Annotated in this window: 12 protein-coding genes; 5 read left to right on the top strand and 7 right to left on the bottom strand. The window is 54.8% G+C overall.

Features of this window, described 5'->3' with window-relative positions:
- Positions 1-209: 209 nt before the first annotated feature.
- Positions 210-2,564: an aerobic respiration two-component sensor histidine kinase ArcB gene (arcB, locus tag NR302_RS02340; RefSeq protein WP_258144448.1), complete on the bottom strand. Its 2,355-nt coding sequence runs from the start codon at positions 2,562-2,564 to the stop codon at positions 210-212.
- Positions 2,565-3,466: 902 nt separating this feature from the next.
- Here arcB and NR302_RS02335 point away from each other — a divergent pair.
- Both NR302_RS02335 and NR302_RS02330 read left to right on the top strand, forming a co-directional pair.
- Positions 3,467-8,998 carry a glutamate synthase-related protein gene (locus NR302_RS02335; RefSeq protein WP_258144447.1) on the top strand — a complete coding sequence of 1,844 codons (5,532 nt, stop codon included), beginning with the start codon at positions 3,467-3,469 and terminating at the stop codon, positions 8,996-8,998.
- A 69-nt stretch (positions 8,999-9,067) separates the two neighbouring features.
- Entirely contained in the window at positions 9,068-10,816 is a 1,749-nt protein-coding gene (locus NR302_RS02330; protein ID WP_008104389.1) for a sulfite reductase subunit alpha, read from the top strand.
- A gap of 52 nt (positions 10,817-10,868) precedes the next feature.
- On the opposite strand, the gene sspB is transcribed toward NR302_RS02330, so the two are convergent.
- From sspB to zapE, 5 genes are all read right to left on the bottom strand, one after another.
- Positions 10,869-11,357: a ClpXP protease specificity-enhancing factor gene (sspB, locus tag NR302_RS02325; protein WP_008104391.1), complete on the bottom strand. Its 489-nt coding sequence runs from the start codon at positions 11,355-11,357 to the stop codon at positions 10,869-10,871.
- A 3-nt stretch (positions 11,358-11,360) separates the two neighbouring features.
- Complete coding sequence (gene sspA / locus NR302_RS02320) at positions 11,361-12,002, bottom strand: stringent starvation protein SspA (protein ID WP_008104394.1); 642 nt, start codon at positions 12,000-12,002, stop codon at positions 11,361-11,363.
- A 329-nt stretch (positions 12,003-12,331) separates the two neighbouring features.
- The gene (gene rpsI / locus NR302_RS02315) at positions 12,332-12,724 is read right to left on the bottom strand and encodes a 30S ribosomal protein S9 (RefSeq protein ID WP_007886600.1); all 393 of its coding nucleotides are present in this window, start codon (positions 12,722-12,724) and stop codon (positions 12,332-12,334) included.
- Positions 12,725-12,739: 15 nt separating this feature from the next.
- On the bottom strand, positions 12,740-13,168 hold the full coding sequence (gene rplM / locus NR302_RS02310; RefSeq protein WP_007886599.1) for a 50S ribosomal protein L13: 429 nt from the start codon (positions 13,166-13,168) through the stop codon (positions 12,740-12,742).
- Between the two features lie 238 nt (positions 13,169-13,406).
- Positions 13,407-14,534 carry a cell division protein ZapE gene (zapE, locus tag NR302_RS02305; RefSeq protein ID WP_258144446.1) on the bottom strand — a complete coding sequence of 376 codons (1,128 nt, stop codon included), beginning with the start codon at positions 14,532-14,534 and terminating at the stop codon, positions 13,407-13,409.
- Positions 14,535-14,724: 190 nt separating this feature from the next.
- On the opposite strand from zapE, the gene zapG reads away from it, so the two are divergent.
- The 3 genes from zapG (at position 14,725) to degS (ending at position 17,770) form a co-directional block, all read left to right on the top strand.
- Positions 14,725-15,129, top strand: coding sequence for a Z-ring associated protein ZapG (gene zapG, locus NR302_RS02300; RefSeq protein ID WP_008104398.1), 405 nt, complete (start codon positions 14,725-14,727; stop codon positions 15,127-15,129).
- A 104-nt stretch (positions 15,130-15,233) separates the two neighbouring features.
- Complete coding sequence (degQ, locus tag NR302_RS02295; RefSeq protein WP_008104400.1) at positions 15,234-16,604, top strand: serine endoprotease DegQ; 1,371 nt, start codon at positions 15,234-15,236, stop codon at positions 16,602-16,604.
- Between the two features lie 86 nt (positions 16,605-16,690).
- Positions 16,691-17,770, top strand: coding sequence for an outer membrane-stress sensor serine endopeptidase DegS (degS, locus tag NR302_RS02290; protein WP_008104403.1), 1,080 nt, complete (start codon positions 16,691-16,693; stop codon positions 17,768-17,770).
- A gap of 23 nt (positions 17,771-17,793) precedes the next feature.
- Here the strand turns inward: degS and epmA are convergent, their stop codons facing one another.
- A complete protein-coding gene (gene epmA, locus NR302_RS02285) occupies positions 17,794-18,771 on the bottom strand; it encodes an elongation factor P--(R)-beta-lysine ligase (protein WP_008104404.1) in 978 nt (325 codons plus the stop codon).
- Between the last annotated feature and the right edge of the window lie 70 nt (positions 18,772-18,841).

Genomic DNA, 18,841 nt, shown 5'->3' with positions numbered 1-18,841 from the left:
CAGCAAATTAATGTTTTCTGTATTTAATCGCTGCTCAACATCACACAATTTAATGAATCTTGTCGCAAGCATTGGCGAATTTGTTAAGGTGATTTTGAAGCGTTAACCAATACCGAACTGTTGCTTTCTTATTCGATTTCTAATAATAGCAGCAGTACCCATTTCCCTGGTGTTGGCGCAGTATTCGCGCACCCCAGTTTCGACTGGGGTCATTTTTTTCTAACGTCCTGTGATTTTTCCCGCTCTGCTACCCATTCACGTAACACGTTCACGTCTTTGAGCCATTCCTGTTTTAATTCGTCAACCCACTCTTGCACGTTGTCCCACCACGCTGGCAATTCTGGCGACTGAATCTGTTTCGCTAACTGCTGCAAATGCAGTAAGCCAACCGAACCTGCTGCACCTTTGATCTTGTGCCCTTCTTCAGCTATGCCTTTTTGATCGCGTGCCATCATGTTGGAATCCAGCACGTCGAGGTAACCCGGCATCATCTGCTCAAACATGGTGAGGCTTTGGGTAATCAATCCTGGGCCAACCAGCTCAATGTATTGCTCCAACATCGCCACATCTAAAAGCGTGCGTGACTGCTCGTCTGATGACTCGACGGCTATCTCTTCCTGCTCAGGTTGATAATCCCAGAACTTCTTGATCACCGCCGTAAGCGCTGGCACGGCAAGCGGCTTGCTCAACACATCATCCATGCCGGCATCGAGATACTCTTTTTTGTCTTTCAGCACGTTGGCGGTCAATGCCACCAGCGGCGGCAGCGCCACATCGGCATAACGCTGATGGATAGCGCGCGACACGTCGAGGCCGGTCATATCCGGTAGCTGAATGTCGAGCAGCACCAGATCGAACTCCTGCGGATCAAACATCGACAGCGCGTCCGTTCCGGTCATCGCGACGTCGACGCTGCAGCCCAACTTCTCCAGCACCGACCGCGCCACAATGACGTTGAGCTCGATATCTTCCACCAGCAACACGTGCAGCGCCGGCAACGGCATGCTGTCATCCAGATTATCGTCTTCAACTTCCTCAGCGACGCGTGGCGCGTTAATCTCGACGGTAAAGCAGGAACCCTGCCCCGCGACGCTACTGACGCTGATATCGCCGCCCATCGCCTGTGCCAGACGACGCGAAACCGCTAAACCGATGCCGGTACCCGTCGCCGGTTTGCCGCCATGTTGATCTTTCACCTGGTAGTACATCGCGAAGATCTTATCCTGCTCTTCCTGCGGAATGCCCATGCCGGAATCCTGCACTTCAAAGTGCAGCGTTTCATCCTGACGATAGGCGACGCGCACCACAATCTCGCCCTGCTGGGTAAATTTCACGGCGTTGCCAATCAGGTTCCACAGAATCTGACGCAAGCGCGTACCATCCGCCGAGATTTTATGCGGCAGCGGCAACTCTGGCGCCATAACAAACTTCAGCCCTTTTGGCTGCGCCAGCAGACCAGAGAGATTTTCCAGATCGGCGAGGAAGCCGGTGAAATCAAGCGGTTGATTATCCAGCTGCACTTTACGGCGCTCGATTTTGTCCACTTCGATCACGTCATTGAAGATGTTGCCCAGCGTGATGGCTGAAACGTGGATGGTTTTGAGGTACTTGAGTTGCTCCTGATTGAGATCGGTATCCAGCAGGATGCGGCTCAGCCCAACGATGCCATTCAGCGGCGTACGGAGCTCGTGGCTGATAGTAGAAATAAAGGTGGTCTTCTCACGGCTGGCGTTCTCCAGCGCGTCCTGATAGCGCTTACGCTCAGTAATATCGCGGCCAAAGCCCATCAGGCCACTGCGTTTACCCACGCGATCGTAATAGGGCACTTTACGGATTTCGAAACAGGCTTTGCGCCCGTCGGGATATTGCAGCCACTGTTCGTACGTCAGCGATACATTGTGGCGGAACACTTTCTCATCGGTTTCCAGCACTTTAGTGGCGGCTTCGTCATCGTAGATATCGCGCGGAGTCAGGCCAATCAACTGCTTTTCGCTCATGCCGGTTAGCAGTTCCATGGCGCGGTTACAACCGGAGAACTGCTTATCAATGTTGCGGTAGAACACCAAATCCGGTGATGCATCCAGGAAAGAGCGCAGGAAGGAGGATTGCTGTTCCAGCTCGATTTGCGCCTGCTCGCGTCGTGCCATCTCTTCGCGCAGCTTATCCATCACCTGCTCACGCGCCTGCTCAGCTTTAATACGATCATTAATTTCCTGATTAAGCTGGGTGATGGTCTCCTTCATCTGCTGATTAAGCTCGAGATCGCGCGTACGCATCTCTTCCAGCTTATCCACCAGTTTTGACAGGCGTTGGCGCGACTCTTCCAGCTGATCGACCACCACCGAGAGGAAATAGACTGCCCAGGGCGTAATTAACAGACCGAAGAAGATGGAGCGGACAACGTCGATGCTTTCCACATGTCCGCGCAACACCATGGTGACGGCCATCTGCACCACCATCGCCAGTACGACCAGCGCCGAGGCTAACAGTAGCGAAAAACGCACCAGGCCGAGTTTGACCATCAAATCAACGTAGTACTGCGCTAAAAGACGAATCTGTTTCATTACGAGCTCCCTGAACGAAATCTGGCTCATGATAGCGTAATTATCGCTGCGCTGCCCCGCTTCACCCTGCCATATCACGCGGGTTATGCCCTGTAATGGTGCATCGCAGCGCGATTTCGCCGACGTTCCCTTCTATATGCGCAAAGCGCTTGACTAATTCTGCCAACTGAATAATCTGGAGGGCCGCGCTTTTGTGGGCCTTATCTCAACATCCTGTGCTAATCAGCACCCTGGCAGCCATTTTTCCTGATGGTTGCACCTCTTTATTGCATACCCATTCAACTTAAGTGATTTTTTAAGCACGCCTCGCGTGATTAATTTTACTAATGGCAGCCCCATTTTGATTCAAATATGACGCCATAAGAAAAACAGATACATGCTGTGTATCAACTGCCCCCAACAGAATTAAATGCTGTTATAACCCTTCCTGCCAGCATTGTTTGGATATTAGAGGGCTGGGTCACAGTGAGACGGCTCACACTTCCTGGGGGAATGCGCAGCGGGAGATTGACATAAATTTACGCAATAAAACCTTAATAATCATTTAATTAAGTGACGAAAAAGCCAATTACCCGCAACAAAGCTGGCTATTTGACCTGAGTTCGCTTTCCCGATAAGTTGGAATTCCACTGGAAGCTTTCCTGGTGGGCCTGTGTCTCGGCATATCTATGCAGCAAGAAGCCTCCCTCTGGATGCAAGCTATCTCCCGAAAGAGACCGGAATAAAAAGAGCAGCTCATTAAGGACGTGACAACAGTGTCTTGAGAGCCTTTGCTCGGTGCTGCGACGCCCGCTCTTTACTGAGCGGCACAAGAATTGATACCGCCGCGTTGGCTCTAAATGCCACGCTGCGGTACGCGAAATAATGCAGGTAATGTCAAAAGAAGTTTAAGGAGACTCTCAATGTCCACGCAAAAACCGAATCCCTATGGTTTGTATGACCCATCAGCCGGAAGTGATAGCTGTGGTGTAGGTTTCATTACCCGTAAGGACGGCGAGCAGACTCATGAGATTCTGCGGATGGCCCATAGCGCGCTATGCACAGTCCCGCATCGTGGCGGCATGTCTGCCGAAGGCGTGGGCGATGGCGCGGGTGTAAACGTCGATCTCTCCCTGAACTTCTTCCGCAAGGTTACCGGTCTGGCGCTGGAAGCCGGCCGTTTCGGCGTCGGTAACTTTTTTGTGCCAAAAGATGCAGAGCTGCGAGCCAACGCTGAGCGTTTGGTTGAAGAAACGCTGGCGGCGCATAACTTCCCGATCTTAGTGAAACGCGATATGCCGTTGGACGGCAGCGTGACGCGCCCGGCCGCCCTGCAATTCCAGCTGCCGATTGTGCAGTGGATTTTTGCCGCGCCGCAGGAAGTGACTGAACAACTCGAATTCGAGCGCCAGATTTATCGCGCGCTGCTGGATATCGAAGCACGCGCCTTTACCGAAAGCGAATTCGGCGGCCTCTATCCGCTGTCGCTCTCTTCGCGCACGCAGGTATTTAAAGCACGCCTGAACTCCAACGAAGTGATCCCATACTTCAAAGATTTGACCGATGCGGACCATCAGGTGCGCGGGCTGTTTTTCCACACCCGCTTCTCGACCAACACCGATCCGCATACCACCATGGCGCAACCGTTCCGCTTAATGGCGCACAACGGCGAGCTGAACACCGATCGTAAAAATCGCATTGCTGAAGCGGCACTGATGCTGGCGCGCGGTAAAAAAATCGTGCGTCCAAAAGGTCAGTCAGACAGCTCACGTCTCGACCAGAGCATCCACAGCCGTTTGATGGAAGATAATCTCGACCTGATCAACGCCGTGGTTTCGATGATGCCGCCGGCGTGGGAGAACGATACGTCACTCTCAAACGAAGTGCGCGCCATGCTCGAGTACTTCTCTTTATATGAAGAGAAGAACGATGGCCCAGCTGCGCTGATCTTCGGTAACGGTGAAGTGATCGGCGCGCGTCTTGACCGCCTCGGCCTCCGTCCACTGCGTTCCGTTGAAACTGCGGAATACATCGGTGCGATGTCTGAAGCAGGCCAGATCGCCTTCCCACCGGAAAGCGTACTGCGTCGTGGCCGTATCGAAGCGGGCGGCATGCTCTATTACGATCACAAAGAGAAACGCTCTTACACCACGGTTGAAGCGCTGGAAAAACTGGCGGCTGAAAAAGATTACCTGTCGCTGCTGGGCAAAGCGCGTATCGATCTCGCCGACTTGCCGGAAATTCAGGCAGAGCAGCTCGGCTCGCCGCTGCGTTATCGTGGTGACCTCAAAACCTATCAGCGTTTTGTCGCCTACTACTACAACCAGGAAAGCTTCAAATTCATGATGGACCCGATGCTGCAAACCGGCGCTGAGAAGATCTCAGCAATGGGTTACGGCAACGCCATCAACGGCCTGTCCGATCACGAAGGCGGCATGGCGCACTACTTCTCACAACGTTTTGCACAAGTCACCAACCCGCCGCTCGATTCGATTCGTGAAGCGGACGGCATGACGCTGCGTGTTGCTCTGGGTGCAAAACCGCATCTCGGCCGCAGCAAAGGTCAGCAAATCATTGTTCCAACGCCAATTCTGACGCACCTCGACATGCTGCGCCTGCGCGAGCAAACCGTCGCACCTTATGCGCGCTTCGAGATGCTGTACGAGCCAGTCGTTGGCAAAGATATCGTCAGCCGTGCGGCCAACGCCAACGCGCTGGAAAAAGCCATTGATGACTTAGCCCAGCATGTGGTGGATTTCGCACGCCAGCAAGGCGGCATCGCGGTGATCACCGATCGTCATATCTCCTCAACGCACGCAGCGATTCCGATGCTGCTGATGGTGTCGGCGATCAACCAGCGCTTAGTGCAGGAAGGTCTGCGCCTGGATGTTTCGCTGGTAGTCGAAAGTGGTCAAAGCATCTCTTCACACCACATCGCGGCGACGCTGGGCTTCGGTGCTTCTGCCGTTTACCCACTCGGCGTGCAGATGCGTGCGGAAGAGAAATTCGGTGAAGGCGAAGAAGGCAATAAAGCCTTTAAACGCTATGCCAAAGCAGCCGAAAAAGCGCTGATGAAAACCATGGGTAAAGTCGGCCTGTGTACTGTTGAGAGCTACAGCTGCGGCGAGTTCTTCGAGCCGAACTTCCTGAATACCGACGATCCGGTATTGAAGAAATATTTCCCGAATATCAAAACTCCTGTCGGCGGCGCAGGCTTCCCGGCGATCGCTCAGATGGCAGTTGACTGGCACCAGAGCTCGTTGAAAATTCAGGGCGAAGCGGAAGTACCGTTGCTCGGCCTGTTCAAAGAGCGTGCTGAAGGCGCGGGACACTCGTACGGTACCATCGCGGTACGTACCTTTATCGATATGACGGAACAGCCGATTCGCTTTGCTAATAAAGAGCGCGAAGAGGACAACTTTATTCGTTTGATGACGTTGGCCAAACTGGATAACGCATTCAACATCAAAGCAGAAGCCTTTAAAGACAGCAGCTTTGAGCGCATCCCGAATGATGTGATCGACACCTTTGCCATCACGCCAGATTACCGTCAGTTCTCCGGCCTGATGCATGCCGAGCGTAAACGTCGTCCTGCGGCGCTGCGTGACATCCTTGCGCTGCCGTGCGATTTGACCCACGTTGATAGCGAAGCCGAATTCGGCCGCAAACTGGGCCGCTACTCGCTGGTGAACAACGGCTTCGCTACGCGTGGCCTGAAGTGTGAAGCGGTGAACGGCAGCCTGAACCAGTTTGAGCTGCGTCTGATCGATGCGATTGCGGGCCTGAAACCAGAGAACGAGCGCCTTGAAGCGCTGGCGCGTGCGCTGAAAACCCGTTTCACCGACGATATCGAAAGCAGCAGCGTGGCGGATGGCGTGTTGCACATCACCGCTTACGGCAAAGCCGCTGATTATCTGTCGCTGATCTTCACCGCGCTGCCATCGCTGCCGTTGGAAGAGATTCAACCTGCACATGAAATCACGCGTACCTTTGCTTCAGGTGCGATGAGCCACGGTGCGCTGGTGGCGCCGGCGCACGAAGCTGTCGCGCACGGTACCAACATGGTTGGCGGCATGAGCAACTGCGGTGAAGGTGGCGAGCACTATTCACGTCACGGCACCATCCGTGCGTCACGTATTAAGCAGTTGGCATCCGGTCGTTTCGGCGTGTGGGCGGCTTATCTGGCCGATCCAATGCTGGAAGAGCTGGAGATCAAAATCGGCCAGGGCGCTAAGCCCGGTGAAGGCGGTCAGTTGCCGGCACCGAAAGTGACCGTTGAGATTGCCGCAGCGCGTGGCGGTACGCCGGGTGTTGAGCTGGTTTCACCGCCACCGCACCACGACACTTACTCCATCGAGGATTTGGCTCAGCTGATCCACGACTGTAAAGCCGCGCGCGTGCGCGTCATCGTCAAGCTGGTTTCATCTGAAGGTATCGGCACCATCGCCGTCGGCGTGGCGAAAGCCGGCGCGGATGTGATTAACGTCGCGGGTAACACCGGCGGCACCGGCGCGGCTTCGGTTACCAGCCTGAAATATACCGGCCGCGTCGCGGAAATCGGTATTGCCGAAGTGCATCAGGCGCTGTGTGCTAACGGCCTGCGCGACAAAGTGCAGCTGCGCTGCTCCGGCGCGCAGCAGACCGGCAGCGATGTGATCAAATCTGCCCTGCTCGGTGGCGACAGCTTCGAGTTCGGCACCACCGCGCTGATGATGTTGAAATGCGTGATGGCGAAAAACTGTAACGTCAAATGCCCGGCCGGTTTAACCACCAACGCCGAAGCCTTTGATGGTGATCCGCGTCAGCTGGCGCAGTACTTCATCAACGTGGCGCAGGAAGTGCGTGAGTTCCTCGCCCGCCTCGGTCTGCGTTCATTGCGCGAAGCGCGTGGCCGTTCGGATCTTCTGCACTTGATGGATCACCCGCTGGAAGTCGGCAAACTGGATCTGCGCGCTATGTTGACCGTGGTGCCAGAGCAGAAAATTGCTAAACCGGTGTATCTGGAAAAAGACTTTGAATTGGATGATGGCTGGGTTAACGAGCTGAAAACGCAGCTGGTTGGCGTAGGAAGCCGTGAAATCGCGCTGGGCGCGGGCATCACCCTGAACAACCGTAACAAGAGCGTGGGCGGTCAGCTGGCGATCGATATCGAGCGCATGCTGAACCATGAGTTACCTAAAGATCAACTGGCAGCATTGCCAGCGGTAATGAAAGACGATCGCGGTCGTCACTATCTGGCACCGCGTAGCGTGCTGATTAATACCAGCGGTTCTGCCGGCCAGTCTTTCGGCGCGTTCTGCAACGACGGCATGCAAATGAAGCATTACGGCACCTGTAACGACGGCGTCGGCAAAGGCCAGTGCGGCGGCGAATTGGTGGTAATGTCACCAGGCGGCGGCGCACAGGACAGCGATGGCAACGTGTTGATCGGTAACTTCGCGCTGTTTGGCGCGACCGGCGGTCGTCTGTTTGTTCAGGGCCAGGCGGGTGACCGCTTCGCCGTGCGTAACTCCGGCGCAACTGCGGTAGTTGAAGGCGTGGGTGACTTCTGCTGCGAATACATGACCAACGGCGCCATTCTTAACCTTGGCACCTTTGGTAAAGGCTTCGGTAACGGCATGAGCGGCGGTTTCGCTTACCAGTACGACCCGTATGGATCGCTGGCTGCGCACGCGGCAGGTGATTCGGTGCTGTTTGGCTCCATCGCCGATGAAGATGAAATGGCGCAGGTGCACAAGCAAGCGGTGCTGACCATGCTGAACTGGCATCTGGAAGCAACCCAATCGCCACGCGCGGCCTGGCTGCTGGATAACTGGGAAACCGAGTGTCATCACTTTGTGTATGTGATGCCGCGTTCGCTGCTGCTGTATCAGGATGGCACCGAAATCCTCAAAGCCAAATCACGTAAAGACCTGCTCGAAGAGCTGTCAACGTCGCTGGCTGCGCATCAGGTGACGAAGTTCAAATCGGCCTGGCGTGACGGTAAAACCATTGCTAACGGTGCTGTTCCGGCTTACGGCGCGACCGATACGCTGGAGATGTTTGTTCTGCTGAACAACTACACCGTTCTCAGCCTCGCGCAGCAGCTGGCTCTGGGCAAACTGCCGAAAGGCACGGCGGTGGAAGATCCAGCGGTGGAAAAAGCGGTACGCAATCTGCTGATGACCGAAGATTTCACCTTAATAAGCCGACTGCAACGTCATGCACGCTCTGCGATTGAGAGCTACAGCGATGACGAGCTGGCAAGCCTGATCGCCGCTAAACGTATGGCAGATTACAAAGCGGCATTAACGCAGCGCAACATTCGCTCCATGGACAGCCTGGCGACATACGGCTGGATCATTTATCAGGATGCCTGCAACCGTGAAGTACTGGGCCATCTGCCTGATTTTGAAGAGCTGTTTGCGCGTGCTGCACTGCCAGAAATCGCTGCTGCGGTCGGGAAACTTTCCTGATTACAGTGCTAATGAACATGTGTAATTTAGTTTTTATATTTTGATTGAACAGGATTGAGTGCCTTACCGATGAAAATTCCTTACATTCCTGAAGATGCACCGTTTAACGGTGAGCAGAAATACTGGCTGGCGGGCTTCCTCGCCGGTCTCCATTCGCGCCTGCTGGTATTAGAAGACAAGCAGAGCGCACCGGCTGCGGGTGCAAATACCCAGTTGCATATCCTGTTCGGTTCACAGACCGGTAATGCTGAAGCGCTGTCGCAAACGGCAGCTAAAGCCGCACGCGCCAAAGGTTTGGTGCCGGTGGTGCAGGCGCTGGGCGAAGTGGATCTGGATGTGTTCGCCACCATGCGTCACGTGCTGATCGTTACCTCGACTTACGGCGAAGGCGAAATGCCGGATAACGCTCAGCTGTTCTGGAACGCGATTTCAGCCAGCACTGCGCCGCGTCTGGAGCAGATGCACTTTGCGGTATTGGCAATTGGCGACACCGGCTACGACGGTTTCTGCCAGGCAGGTAAATTCATCGATATGCGTCTGGAGCAGCTCGGTGCGAAACGCGTCGCCGATCGTATAGACTGCGATATCGACTTCGAAGAGCCATCCAGCGAATGGATTGGCACGGCAATGCCGCAATTCGCCGCCAGTGCGGGCAGCAGCGGTAATGCATTAGAAAGCGCGCCAGAAGCACCTGTCATTCCGGGCAGCAATAAGCAAAACCCTTATGCGGCAGCATTGGCGACCAATAAGCGCCTGTCGGCTGAAGAGTCGGCGAAAGATATTCGTCACTTTGAGTTTGATCTCACCGACAGCGGCCTGAAATATGAAGCGGGCGATGCGCTGGGTGTGATCCCGGTGAACGACGCGTCACTGGTTTCACTGCTGCTGACTCAGTTGAAAGCCGATTACGAAACGCCGGTACCTGGCTTTGACCGTAACCTTGGCGATCTGCTGACTTATCAGTTCGAAATTTCAGAGCCGTCACGCAAACTGATTGAATGGGTTGGTCAGAACACCACCAACCAGGAACTGCGTCACGTGTTGCAGCACGACGACAAAGATACCCTTGCCGTTTGGCTGTGGGGCAAAGACACGCTGGATCTGCTGCAGCTTGAGCTGACGCGCAGCTTGTCGGTGCCGGAATTCGTTGCCATGCTGCGTCCACTGCAGCATCGCGCCTACTCCATCTCGTCGAGCTCGAAAGCGCATCCAAATCAGGTACATCTGACCATCGCTTCCGTGCGCTATCACAGCGGCGGCCGCGAGCGTAAAGGTGTGTGCTCAACTTATCTGGCTGAACGTGTACGTCGCGGCGAAAAGCCGGCGATCTTCATCTCGCCGAACAAAGCATTCCGCGTACCGTCAAACGGCAATGCACCGCTGATCATGGTTGGACCAGGCACCGGTATCGCACCGTTCCGCGCCTTCCTGCAGGAACGTCAGGCAACGGGCGCAGAAGGTAAAAACTGGCTGTTCTTCGGTGACCAGCATCAGGCACACGATTACATCTACGAAGAAGAGCTGCAGGCATGGCAGGAGAAAGGTCTGCTGACTAATCTGGATCTGGCCTTCTCGCGCGATCAGGAAGAGAAGATCTACGTACAAAATCGCATGCTTGAGAAAGGCGCTGAGCTGTACGCCTGGCTGCAGGATGGCGCGTACTTCTACGTGTGTGGCGATGCATCACGCATGGCAAAAGACGTTGATGCCGCGCTGTATGAAGTGGTTCGTCAGTTCGGTGGCTTGTCCAGCGAGCGTGCGGCGGCTTACGTTGATCAGCTGAAGAAAGATAAACGCTACCTGCGCGACGTCTACTAAGACGCGCAGGCATAAAAAAACGGGCCAATCGGCCCGTTTTTTTATGCACGTTTTACTTCACCACACGCAGTGAAGGTCGTCCGCCACGCGGCGGCGGCTCATCATCTGGCGAGTGATCGTCGTCAGTCGCATCATCCGGACGATCGCCATCAATCACAGACATCATCGTCTCTTCCTGACCGCTACCATCCTGATCGTCCGTTGCCAGCTCATAAGCCGGTTCCGGTTCGAACATGGTGCCAGCGCCGTTTTCACGGGCATAAATCGCCAGAACCGCAGCCATCGGCACAGAAACCTGACGGGGTACGCCACCGAAACGCGCGTTGAAACGCACTTCATCATTGGCGAGGTCAAGATTGCCTACCGCACGTGGCGCGATGTTCAGAACGATCTGTCCATCACGCGCATATTCCAGCGGCACCTGCACACCAGGCAGATTGATGTCGACCACCAGATGCGGCGTCAACTGATTATCAAGCAACCAGTCGTAGAACGCCCGCAACAAGTAAGGACGACGCGCCGTTAGTTGCGACATTTCCATACATTAGCCCCGAGCTTGCAGGCGCATTTCACGTTCTGCTTCCGTCAGTGACGCAAGGAAAGAGTCACGTTCAAACACGCGCGTCATATAGCCTTTCAGCTCTTTTGAACCCGCGCCAGACAGATCAACACCCATCTGCGGCAAGCGCCACAGCAGCGGCGCCAGATAGCAATCCACCAGGCTGAACTCTTCGCTCATAAAGAACGGCGTGCGTGCGAACAGTGGCGCAATCGCCAGCAGCTCTTCACGCAGTTGCTTGCGCGCTGCATCGGCTTCTGCACCGTTGGCGGTTTCGATGGTGCGCATCAGGCTGTACCAATCCTGTTCAATGCGGTGCATCATCAGACGGCTTTCACCGCGCGCGACCGGATAAACCGGCATCAGCGGTGGATGCGGGAAACGCTCATCGAGGTATTCCATGATGATGCGTGATTCATACAGCGTCAGTTCACGGTCGACCAGCGTCGGTACGGTGCGATACGGGTTGAGGTCAATCAGATCCTGCGGCAGGTTATCCGTTTCAACCTGCTCGATCTCCACGCTGACGCCCTTCTCAGCCAGTACGATACGTACTTGATGGCTGAAAATGTCAGTCGGACCAGAAAACAGCGTCATTACCGAACGTTTGTTGGCAGCGACAGCCATGAAAACCTCCAAGTTTGTTCACAAAAAGATACTGCGAATAGCCAACCACGCGGCGACTCACCGGCTCATCAGATTCGCCTACCGTCAGCGTTAGTCGCATCGTCCGGTCTTCCCGACAGGAACGACAAGCACAACGCTGCGTCTCGCAGGCGCAAAGTGACAGTGAGTTTACCAGATTTTAAGCAGCTTGTGGGGCGGGCGTGATGATTTGCGGGCAAAATGCGGGTAAAGCTCGCGTTTTTCGTGGGAAAAAATCATAAATGCAGATAATAAAAAACCCGCCGAAGCGGGTTTTTTGAGCCAACTGCCGCTGCCGAAGCAGCAAACAATTAACGCTTGGAGAACTGCGGACGACGACGTGCTTTACGCAGGCCGACTTTCTTACGTTCAACTTCACGCGCATCACGGGTAACGAAGCCCGCTTTACGCAGTTCAGAACGCAGAGACTCGTCGTACTCCATCAGAGCGCGTGTGATACCGTGACGGATCGCACCAGCCTGACCAGAAATACCACCACCTTTAACGGTGATGTACAGGTCAAATTTACCAACCATATCAACCAGCTCCAGCGGCTGACGCACGACCATGCGTGCAGTCTCGCGACCGAAGTATTGCTCCAAAGAGCGCTGGTTAATTACGATGTTACCGCTACCCGGCTTGATGAAGACGCGAGCGGCAGAGCTTTTGCGGCGACCAGTGCCGTAGTTTTGAGTTTCAGCCATTGCCTATAATCCCGATTAAATGTCAAGAACTTGCGGTTGCTGCGCCGCGTGGTTGTGCTCGTTGCCTGCGTAAACTTTCAGTTTACGGTACATAGCACGACCCAGTGGGCCTTTCGGCAGCATGCCTTTAACCGCGATTTCAATCACACGCTCAGGACGGCGCTCGATCATCTCTGCAAAGGTCGCTTGCTTGATACCACCGATGTGGCCAGTGTGGTGATAGTAAATCTTGTCAGTACGCTTGTTGCCGGTTACAGCAACTTTTTCTGCGTTCAGAACGATGATGTAATCACCGGTATCAACGTGCGGAGTGTATTCCGCTTTATGCTTACCACGCAGACGGCGCGCCAGTTCAGTCGCCAGGCGACCCAAGGTTTTGCCCGTTGCGTCAACAACATACCAGTCACGCTGTACGGTTTCTGGTTTAGCTGTAAAAGTTTTCATTGAAAAGCTTACCCAAATAAAAAGTTACACGTTGGTGAAATCCCAAACGCTAAGTAAACGATTGAGGCTCACACGACCATTTTGCCCAGCAAGCCACCCCTTCAAGTGAGTTACCGGATCACATCGAGTTCTTGGGAAAGAAAACCGATGCTGTAACGTGGGGTCGCAAGATTATAGAGAAGTCGAACTCAAAGATCGAACCTTTTTGCATCTAAAACCTACGATTTATGCCACGTCATCAGGGCAGATGCGGCAGACGCAAATACTCTTCGCTCTGCATCTCCTGCAAACGCGACAAGCAGCGCTGATACTCAAACTTCAAGCGTGTGCCCTGATAAATTTCAAACAGTGATGTTTCCGCCGCGACAACCAGTTTCACGTGGCGTTCGTAGAACTCATCGATCAGCGCCAGGAAGCGGCGCGCCTGATCTTCGGTCTTATAAATCATCACCGGCACATCATACAGCAAGACGCTATGAAAACGGCGCGAGAGCTCAATATAGTCGTGCTGACTGCGCCCTTCGCCGCACAGCGTCAGGAAATTGATCGCCAGCACGCCTTCATGCACGCCGAGCGTCGGCATCTGACGATGGTTGATCTCCAGCACCGGCGCGTCTTCACGCGCTTTGCCTGACAGCGCGCGGAACATGCGCTCCATTTCACTGTGCGTGGCATCGTTGAGCGGGAAGTTCCACAAATGCGCCGAGGTTAAGGTGCGCAAGCGGTAATCGATGCCGGCGTCAACGTTCATCACGTCACAATGACGCTTGATTTGTTCGATGGCTGGCAGGAAACGCGGGCGCTGCAGGCCATTGCGATAGAGCTCATCCGGCGGAATGTTCGAGGTTGCCACCAGCGAAATGCCGCGCGCAAACAGTGCTTCCATCAGCGTGCCCAGCAGCATCGCATCGGTGATATCCGAGACAAAAAACTCATCGAAACAGAGAATATCGGTTTCCGCTTTAAAGCGATCGGCAACAATCAACAACGGATCGCTATGGCCTTGCAGCTGCGTCAGCTCCTGATGGACACGCAGCATAAAGCGGTGGAAATGCAGGCGCAGCTTACGATCACCAGGAATTGACTGAAAAAACAGATCCATCACCCAGGTTTTACCGCGTCCCACACCGCCCCACATATAAAGGCCGCGTACGGGCGCTTCGCGGGTGCTTTTCTCTTGGTTGATCATCTTAGACAAGCGGCCAAACAGACCTTTGGCAGCCGGTTCAACCTGTTGCTGGCGGGCAATCAATCCTTGCTGGATGGTATCTAAGCGGGTAATCGCTTCTCGTTGTACGTCATCCGGGCGAAATTCGCCCTGCGACAGCGCCTGCTCGTAGCGTGCAAGCGGAGATGAGGTTTGCATGGTTCTCTCAGAATCCCTGAAAAAGTCCGATTCACGGGTCGGTTGACGAAAATTAGGCCGCTCTACACTAAGCGATGCAGCCCGATAGTTCCACTTCCAATAGATTATTGGGTATAGTGGCTGCTATTGAAGTTGATGTTGCAACAGAAGCAATGCCCTACGAAACAACGGAAATTACACGGGAGTCATTATGACCTGGGAATACGGGCTGATTGGTTTAGTGATTGGCATTATTGTCGGCGCTGTCGTCATGCGTTTTGGCAACAAGAAGCTGCGCGAGCAGCGTAGCATGCAGTATGAACTGGAAAAAACGAAGTCGGAGCTGGCGGATTACCGCGAGGAGCTCACTAACCACTTCGCCCGCAGCGCCGAGCTGCTGGACAACATGGCGCATGATTATCGCCAGCTGTATCAGCACATGGCGAAAGGATCTAACGACCTGCTGCCAAACCTGCCAGGCGAGAAAAACCCGTTTGCCTACCAGCTAACGGAAGCCGAAGCGGATAACGATCAGGCGCCGGTACAGATGCCGCGCGATTACTCTGAAGGCGCATCCGGCCTGTTACGTGGCAGCGACCGCGCACCGCGTAATTAATCCTTTTGGGGCACAGCTTGGCTGTGCCCTTTTTGTTTTCGAACACAAACCACAAACTACTGTCACACTTCTTTTATCCCTTTCGCAGCGAGAGCGTTGTAGCAATGAAAAAACAAGCACGTCTGTTAAGCGCATTAGCCTTGGGTATCGGGATGAGTTTGGCTGCGGCGCCGAGTGCGCTGGCGACTCTTCCCGCCCAGATTCAGGGACAAGCATTGCCAAGCCTGGCACCGATGCTGGAAAAAGTTCTGCCCGCAGTAGTGAGCGTGCGTGTTGAAGGTACCGACAGCGGCCAGCAGGCGCAGGAGATTCCTGAACCGCTGAAGCGCTTTTTTGGTCAGGCACCGGGCCAATCTCAGCCGCAGCCCTTTGAAGGACTGGGTTCTGGCGTGATCATCGATGCCGCTAAAGGCTACATCCTCACCAACAACCATGTGGTCAGCAACGCCGATAAAATTAGCGTGCAGTTGGGTGACGGCAACGAATATGACGCCAAGTTAATTGGTCACGATGAACAAACCGACATCGCCTTGATTCAGGTTGAAGGCGCGAAAAATCTCACGCAGATAAAAATCGCCGATTCCGATTCGCTCAAAGTGGGTGATTTTGCCGTGGCCATCGGAAATCCGTTTGGTCTGGGTCAAACGGCCACATCGGGCATTATCTCCGCGCTGGGTCGTAGCGGCCTGAATCTGGAAGGTCTGGAAAACTTCATTCAGACCGATGCCGCGATTAACCGCGGTAACTCCGGCGGTGCGCTGGTGAACCTGAATGGCGAGTTGATTGGTATCAACACCGCGATTCTGGCCTCAAGCGGCGGCAACATCGGCATTGGCTTCGCCATTCCCGCCAACATGGCGATGAATCTGGCGCAGCAGCTGATTCAGTTCGGCGAAGTGAAGCGCGGTCAGCTCGGCATCAAAGGCACGGAAATGACCGCCGATATCGCCAAAGCGTTTAACGTTGATGCGCAGCGCGGTGCCTTTGTTTCAGAAGTACTGCCGAAGTCAGCCGCCGAGAAAGCGGGCATCAAAGCCGGCGATATCATTACCTCGATCAATGATAAGCCGATCACCAGCTTTGCCGAGCTGCGCGTGAAAGTCGGAACCACGCCGCCGGGCCAGGACGTGAAAATCGGCCTGCTGCGTGAAGGCAAACCGGTCAACGTTACCGTTACACTGGAACAGAGTGCGCAAACCACCGCCAGCGCACAGTTGATGTCTCCGGCACTGCAAGGCGCAACGCTGAGCGACGGCGCGACCAAAACCGGTGATAAAGGCGTGAAAGTCGATGCCATCGAAAAAGGCACACCAGCGGAGCAAGTCGGTTTGCAGAAAGATGATGTGATCATCGGCGTGAACCGCAATCGCGTCGCTTCTATTGCCGAAATGCGCAAAGTGCTGGAAGGCAAACCACCGGTGCTGGCACTGAACGTGGTGCGCGGCGAAGAGAGTATTTACCTGCTTCTGCGATAATCCTCGCATCAGGCGGACAAGCAGGTGTTTGTCCGCCCTTCTCATGCTATTCTGCCCTGCGATCTCACCTGGCTTGAAATAACACCATGTTTCTTAAACTTTTGCGTTCTGTGGTGATGGGCCTGATCGTGGCTGGCTTACTGCTTGTCGCGATCCCTGCGCTGCGTATGGGCAGCAACATCACCTTTGAACATGACAATAGCGACGATGAAGCACCCGTTAGTTTTAATCAGGGTGTGCGACGCGCCGTGCCCGCAGTCGTCAACGTCTATAACCGCAGCGCCCACGGTAACAATAATCGCGGCATCACCACGCTCGGCTCCGGCGTGATCATGAACGGCAAAGGCTACATCCTCACGAATAAACATGTGATTAATAACGCCGATCAGATCATCGTCGCGCTGCAGGATGGACGCTTCTTCGAAGCCACCTTAGTGGGTTCCGATGCCATGACCGATTTAGCAGTGTTGAAAATCAGCGCCTCCAACTTGCCGGTTATCCCCATCAACGCCAAACGTATCGCGCACATCGGCGACGTCGTCATGGCGATCGGCAACCCGTACAACCTCGGCCAAACCGTGACGCAAGGCATTATCAGCGCCACCGGACGCGTGGGCCTGAGCTCATCCGGACGACAAAATTTCCTGCAGACCGATGCCTCAATCAATCAGGGCAACTCGGGCGGCGCATTGATTAACTCGCTGGGCGAACTGATGGGCATTAATACCCTGACGTTTGATAAAAGCAGCGATGGCGAAACGCCGGAAGGGATTGGTTTCGCCATTCCTACCGCGCTGGCGAGCAAAATCATGGATAAGCTGATTCGTGATGGCCGGGTGATTCGCGGCTATATCGGCATTACAGGACGCGAACTGCCGCCGCTGCATGGCCAGGGCAATAATCTCGATCGCGTACAGGGCATTATCGTTAGCGACGTCACGCCGGGCGGGCCCGCGGATAGCGCCGGCATTCAGGCTAATGACGTGCTGCTGGAAGTGAATGGCAAACCGGCGCTCTCAGCGCAGGAAACCATGGATCAGGTGGCAGAAATTCGTCCGGGTTCGGTGATTGACGTGCAGATTTTGCGCAATGAAAAGAAAATGACCTTGCCGGTGACGATTCAGGAATTCCCGGAAGTGACCGCGCCCGCCACCACCACGCCATAAGGGCGCTTGTGCGCCCTGATGATTTAGCTGCGATCGACCGGAAAGGCGATCACTTCGCTCAGCGAGCTGGCTTTCAGCGCCAGCATAATCAAACGATCTACGCCCAACGCCACGCCAGAACAAGCAGGCATACCATGCGCCAGCGCATCCAGCAGATTGGTATCGATAGGATGTTGCGGCAGGCCACGCGCAGCACGACGACGATTGTCCTGCTCAAAACGCTGACGCTGCTCACGGCTATCGGTTAACTCACGGAAACCGTTCGCCAGCTCAATCCCTTTGTAATAGACCTCGAAACGCTCGGCGACGCGGTGATCTTCAGTACTGATCTCCGCCAGCGCAGCCTGTGTTGCAGGGAAGTGGTAGACGAAGCACGGCTTATCGTTACCAATCTTCGGTTCAACGCCCAGCATAAACAGCAATTGCAGCAGCGTATCGCGGTCTTCTTCACGATTCGCCAGCTCGCCCTCGCCCAGCTTCTCCGCCACTTCGCGCAGTTGCGCTTTATCGGCTGACAGCGGATCCACTTCCAGATGACGGATAAATGCCTGCTGATACGACAGCGATTCCGCGCTATCGCACTCCAGCACCTGCTGCATCAAATCGTCCACTTCATTCATCAGGCGGTACATATCGTAGTGCGGACGATACCACTCCAGCATGGTGAACTCGGGATTGTGGTGACGTCCGGCTTCCTCGTTACGGAAGCTGCGGCCCATCTGGTAAATCGGGCCGCTTCCGGCCGCCAGCAGGCGCTTCATGTGATATTCCGGACTGGTCATCAGCCACAAATCGCGCCCTTCGGCTGCGCCTGGCCCAACAAAACGCGTCTGGAACGGTACCAGATGGATGTCAGTGATGGTCGCCTGGCTCATCGCCGGGGTATCGACCTCCAGCACGCCGCGATCGGCAAAGAAACGACGTATTTCCGCGATGATAGCGGCGCGTTTCAACAAATTGGCAATGGATGCGCTCGGCTGCCAGCTTGCCGTTTCGCTCATGTTGATGACTCCTCATACAGATAAGGGGTGGAAGTCTACCCGCATTGCCGATAGCAAACAACGACAGCGG

The organism is Pantoea sp. SOD02, from assembly GCF_024707505.1.
Taxonomy (GTDB): Bacteria; Pseudomonadota; Gammaproteobacteria; order Enterobacterales; family Enterobacteriaceae; genus Pantoea; species Pantoea symbiotica.
The sequence above is the reverse complement of the archived record's forward strand: the minus strand, read 5'-3'. Positions and strand labels throughout refer to the sequence as shown.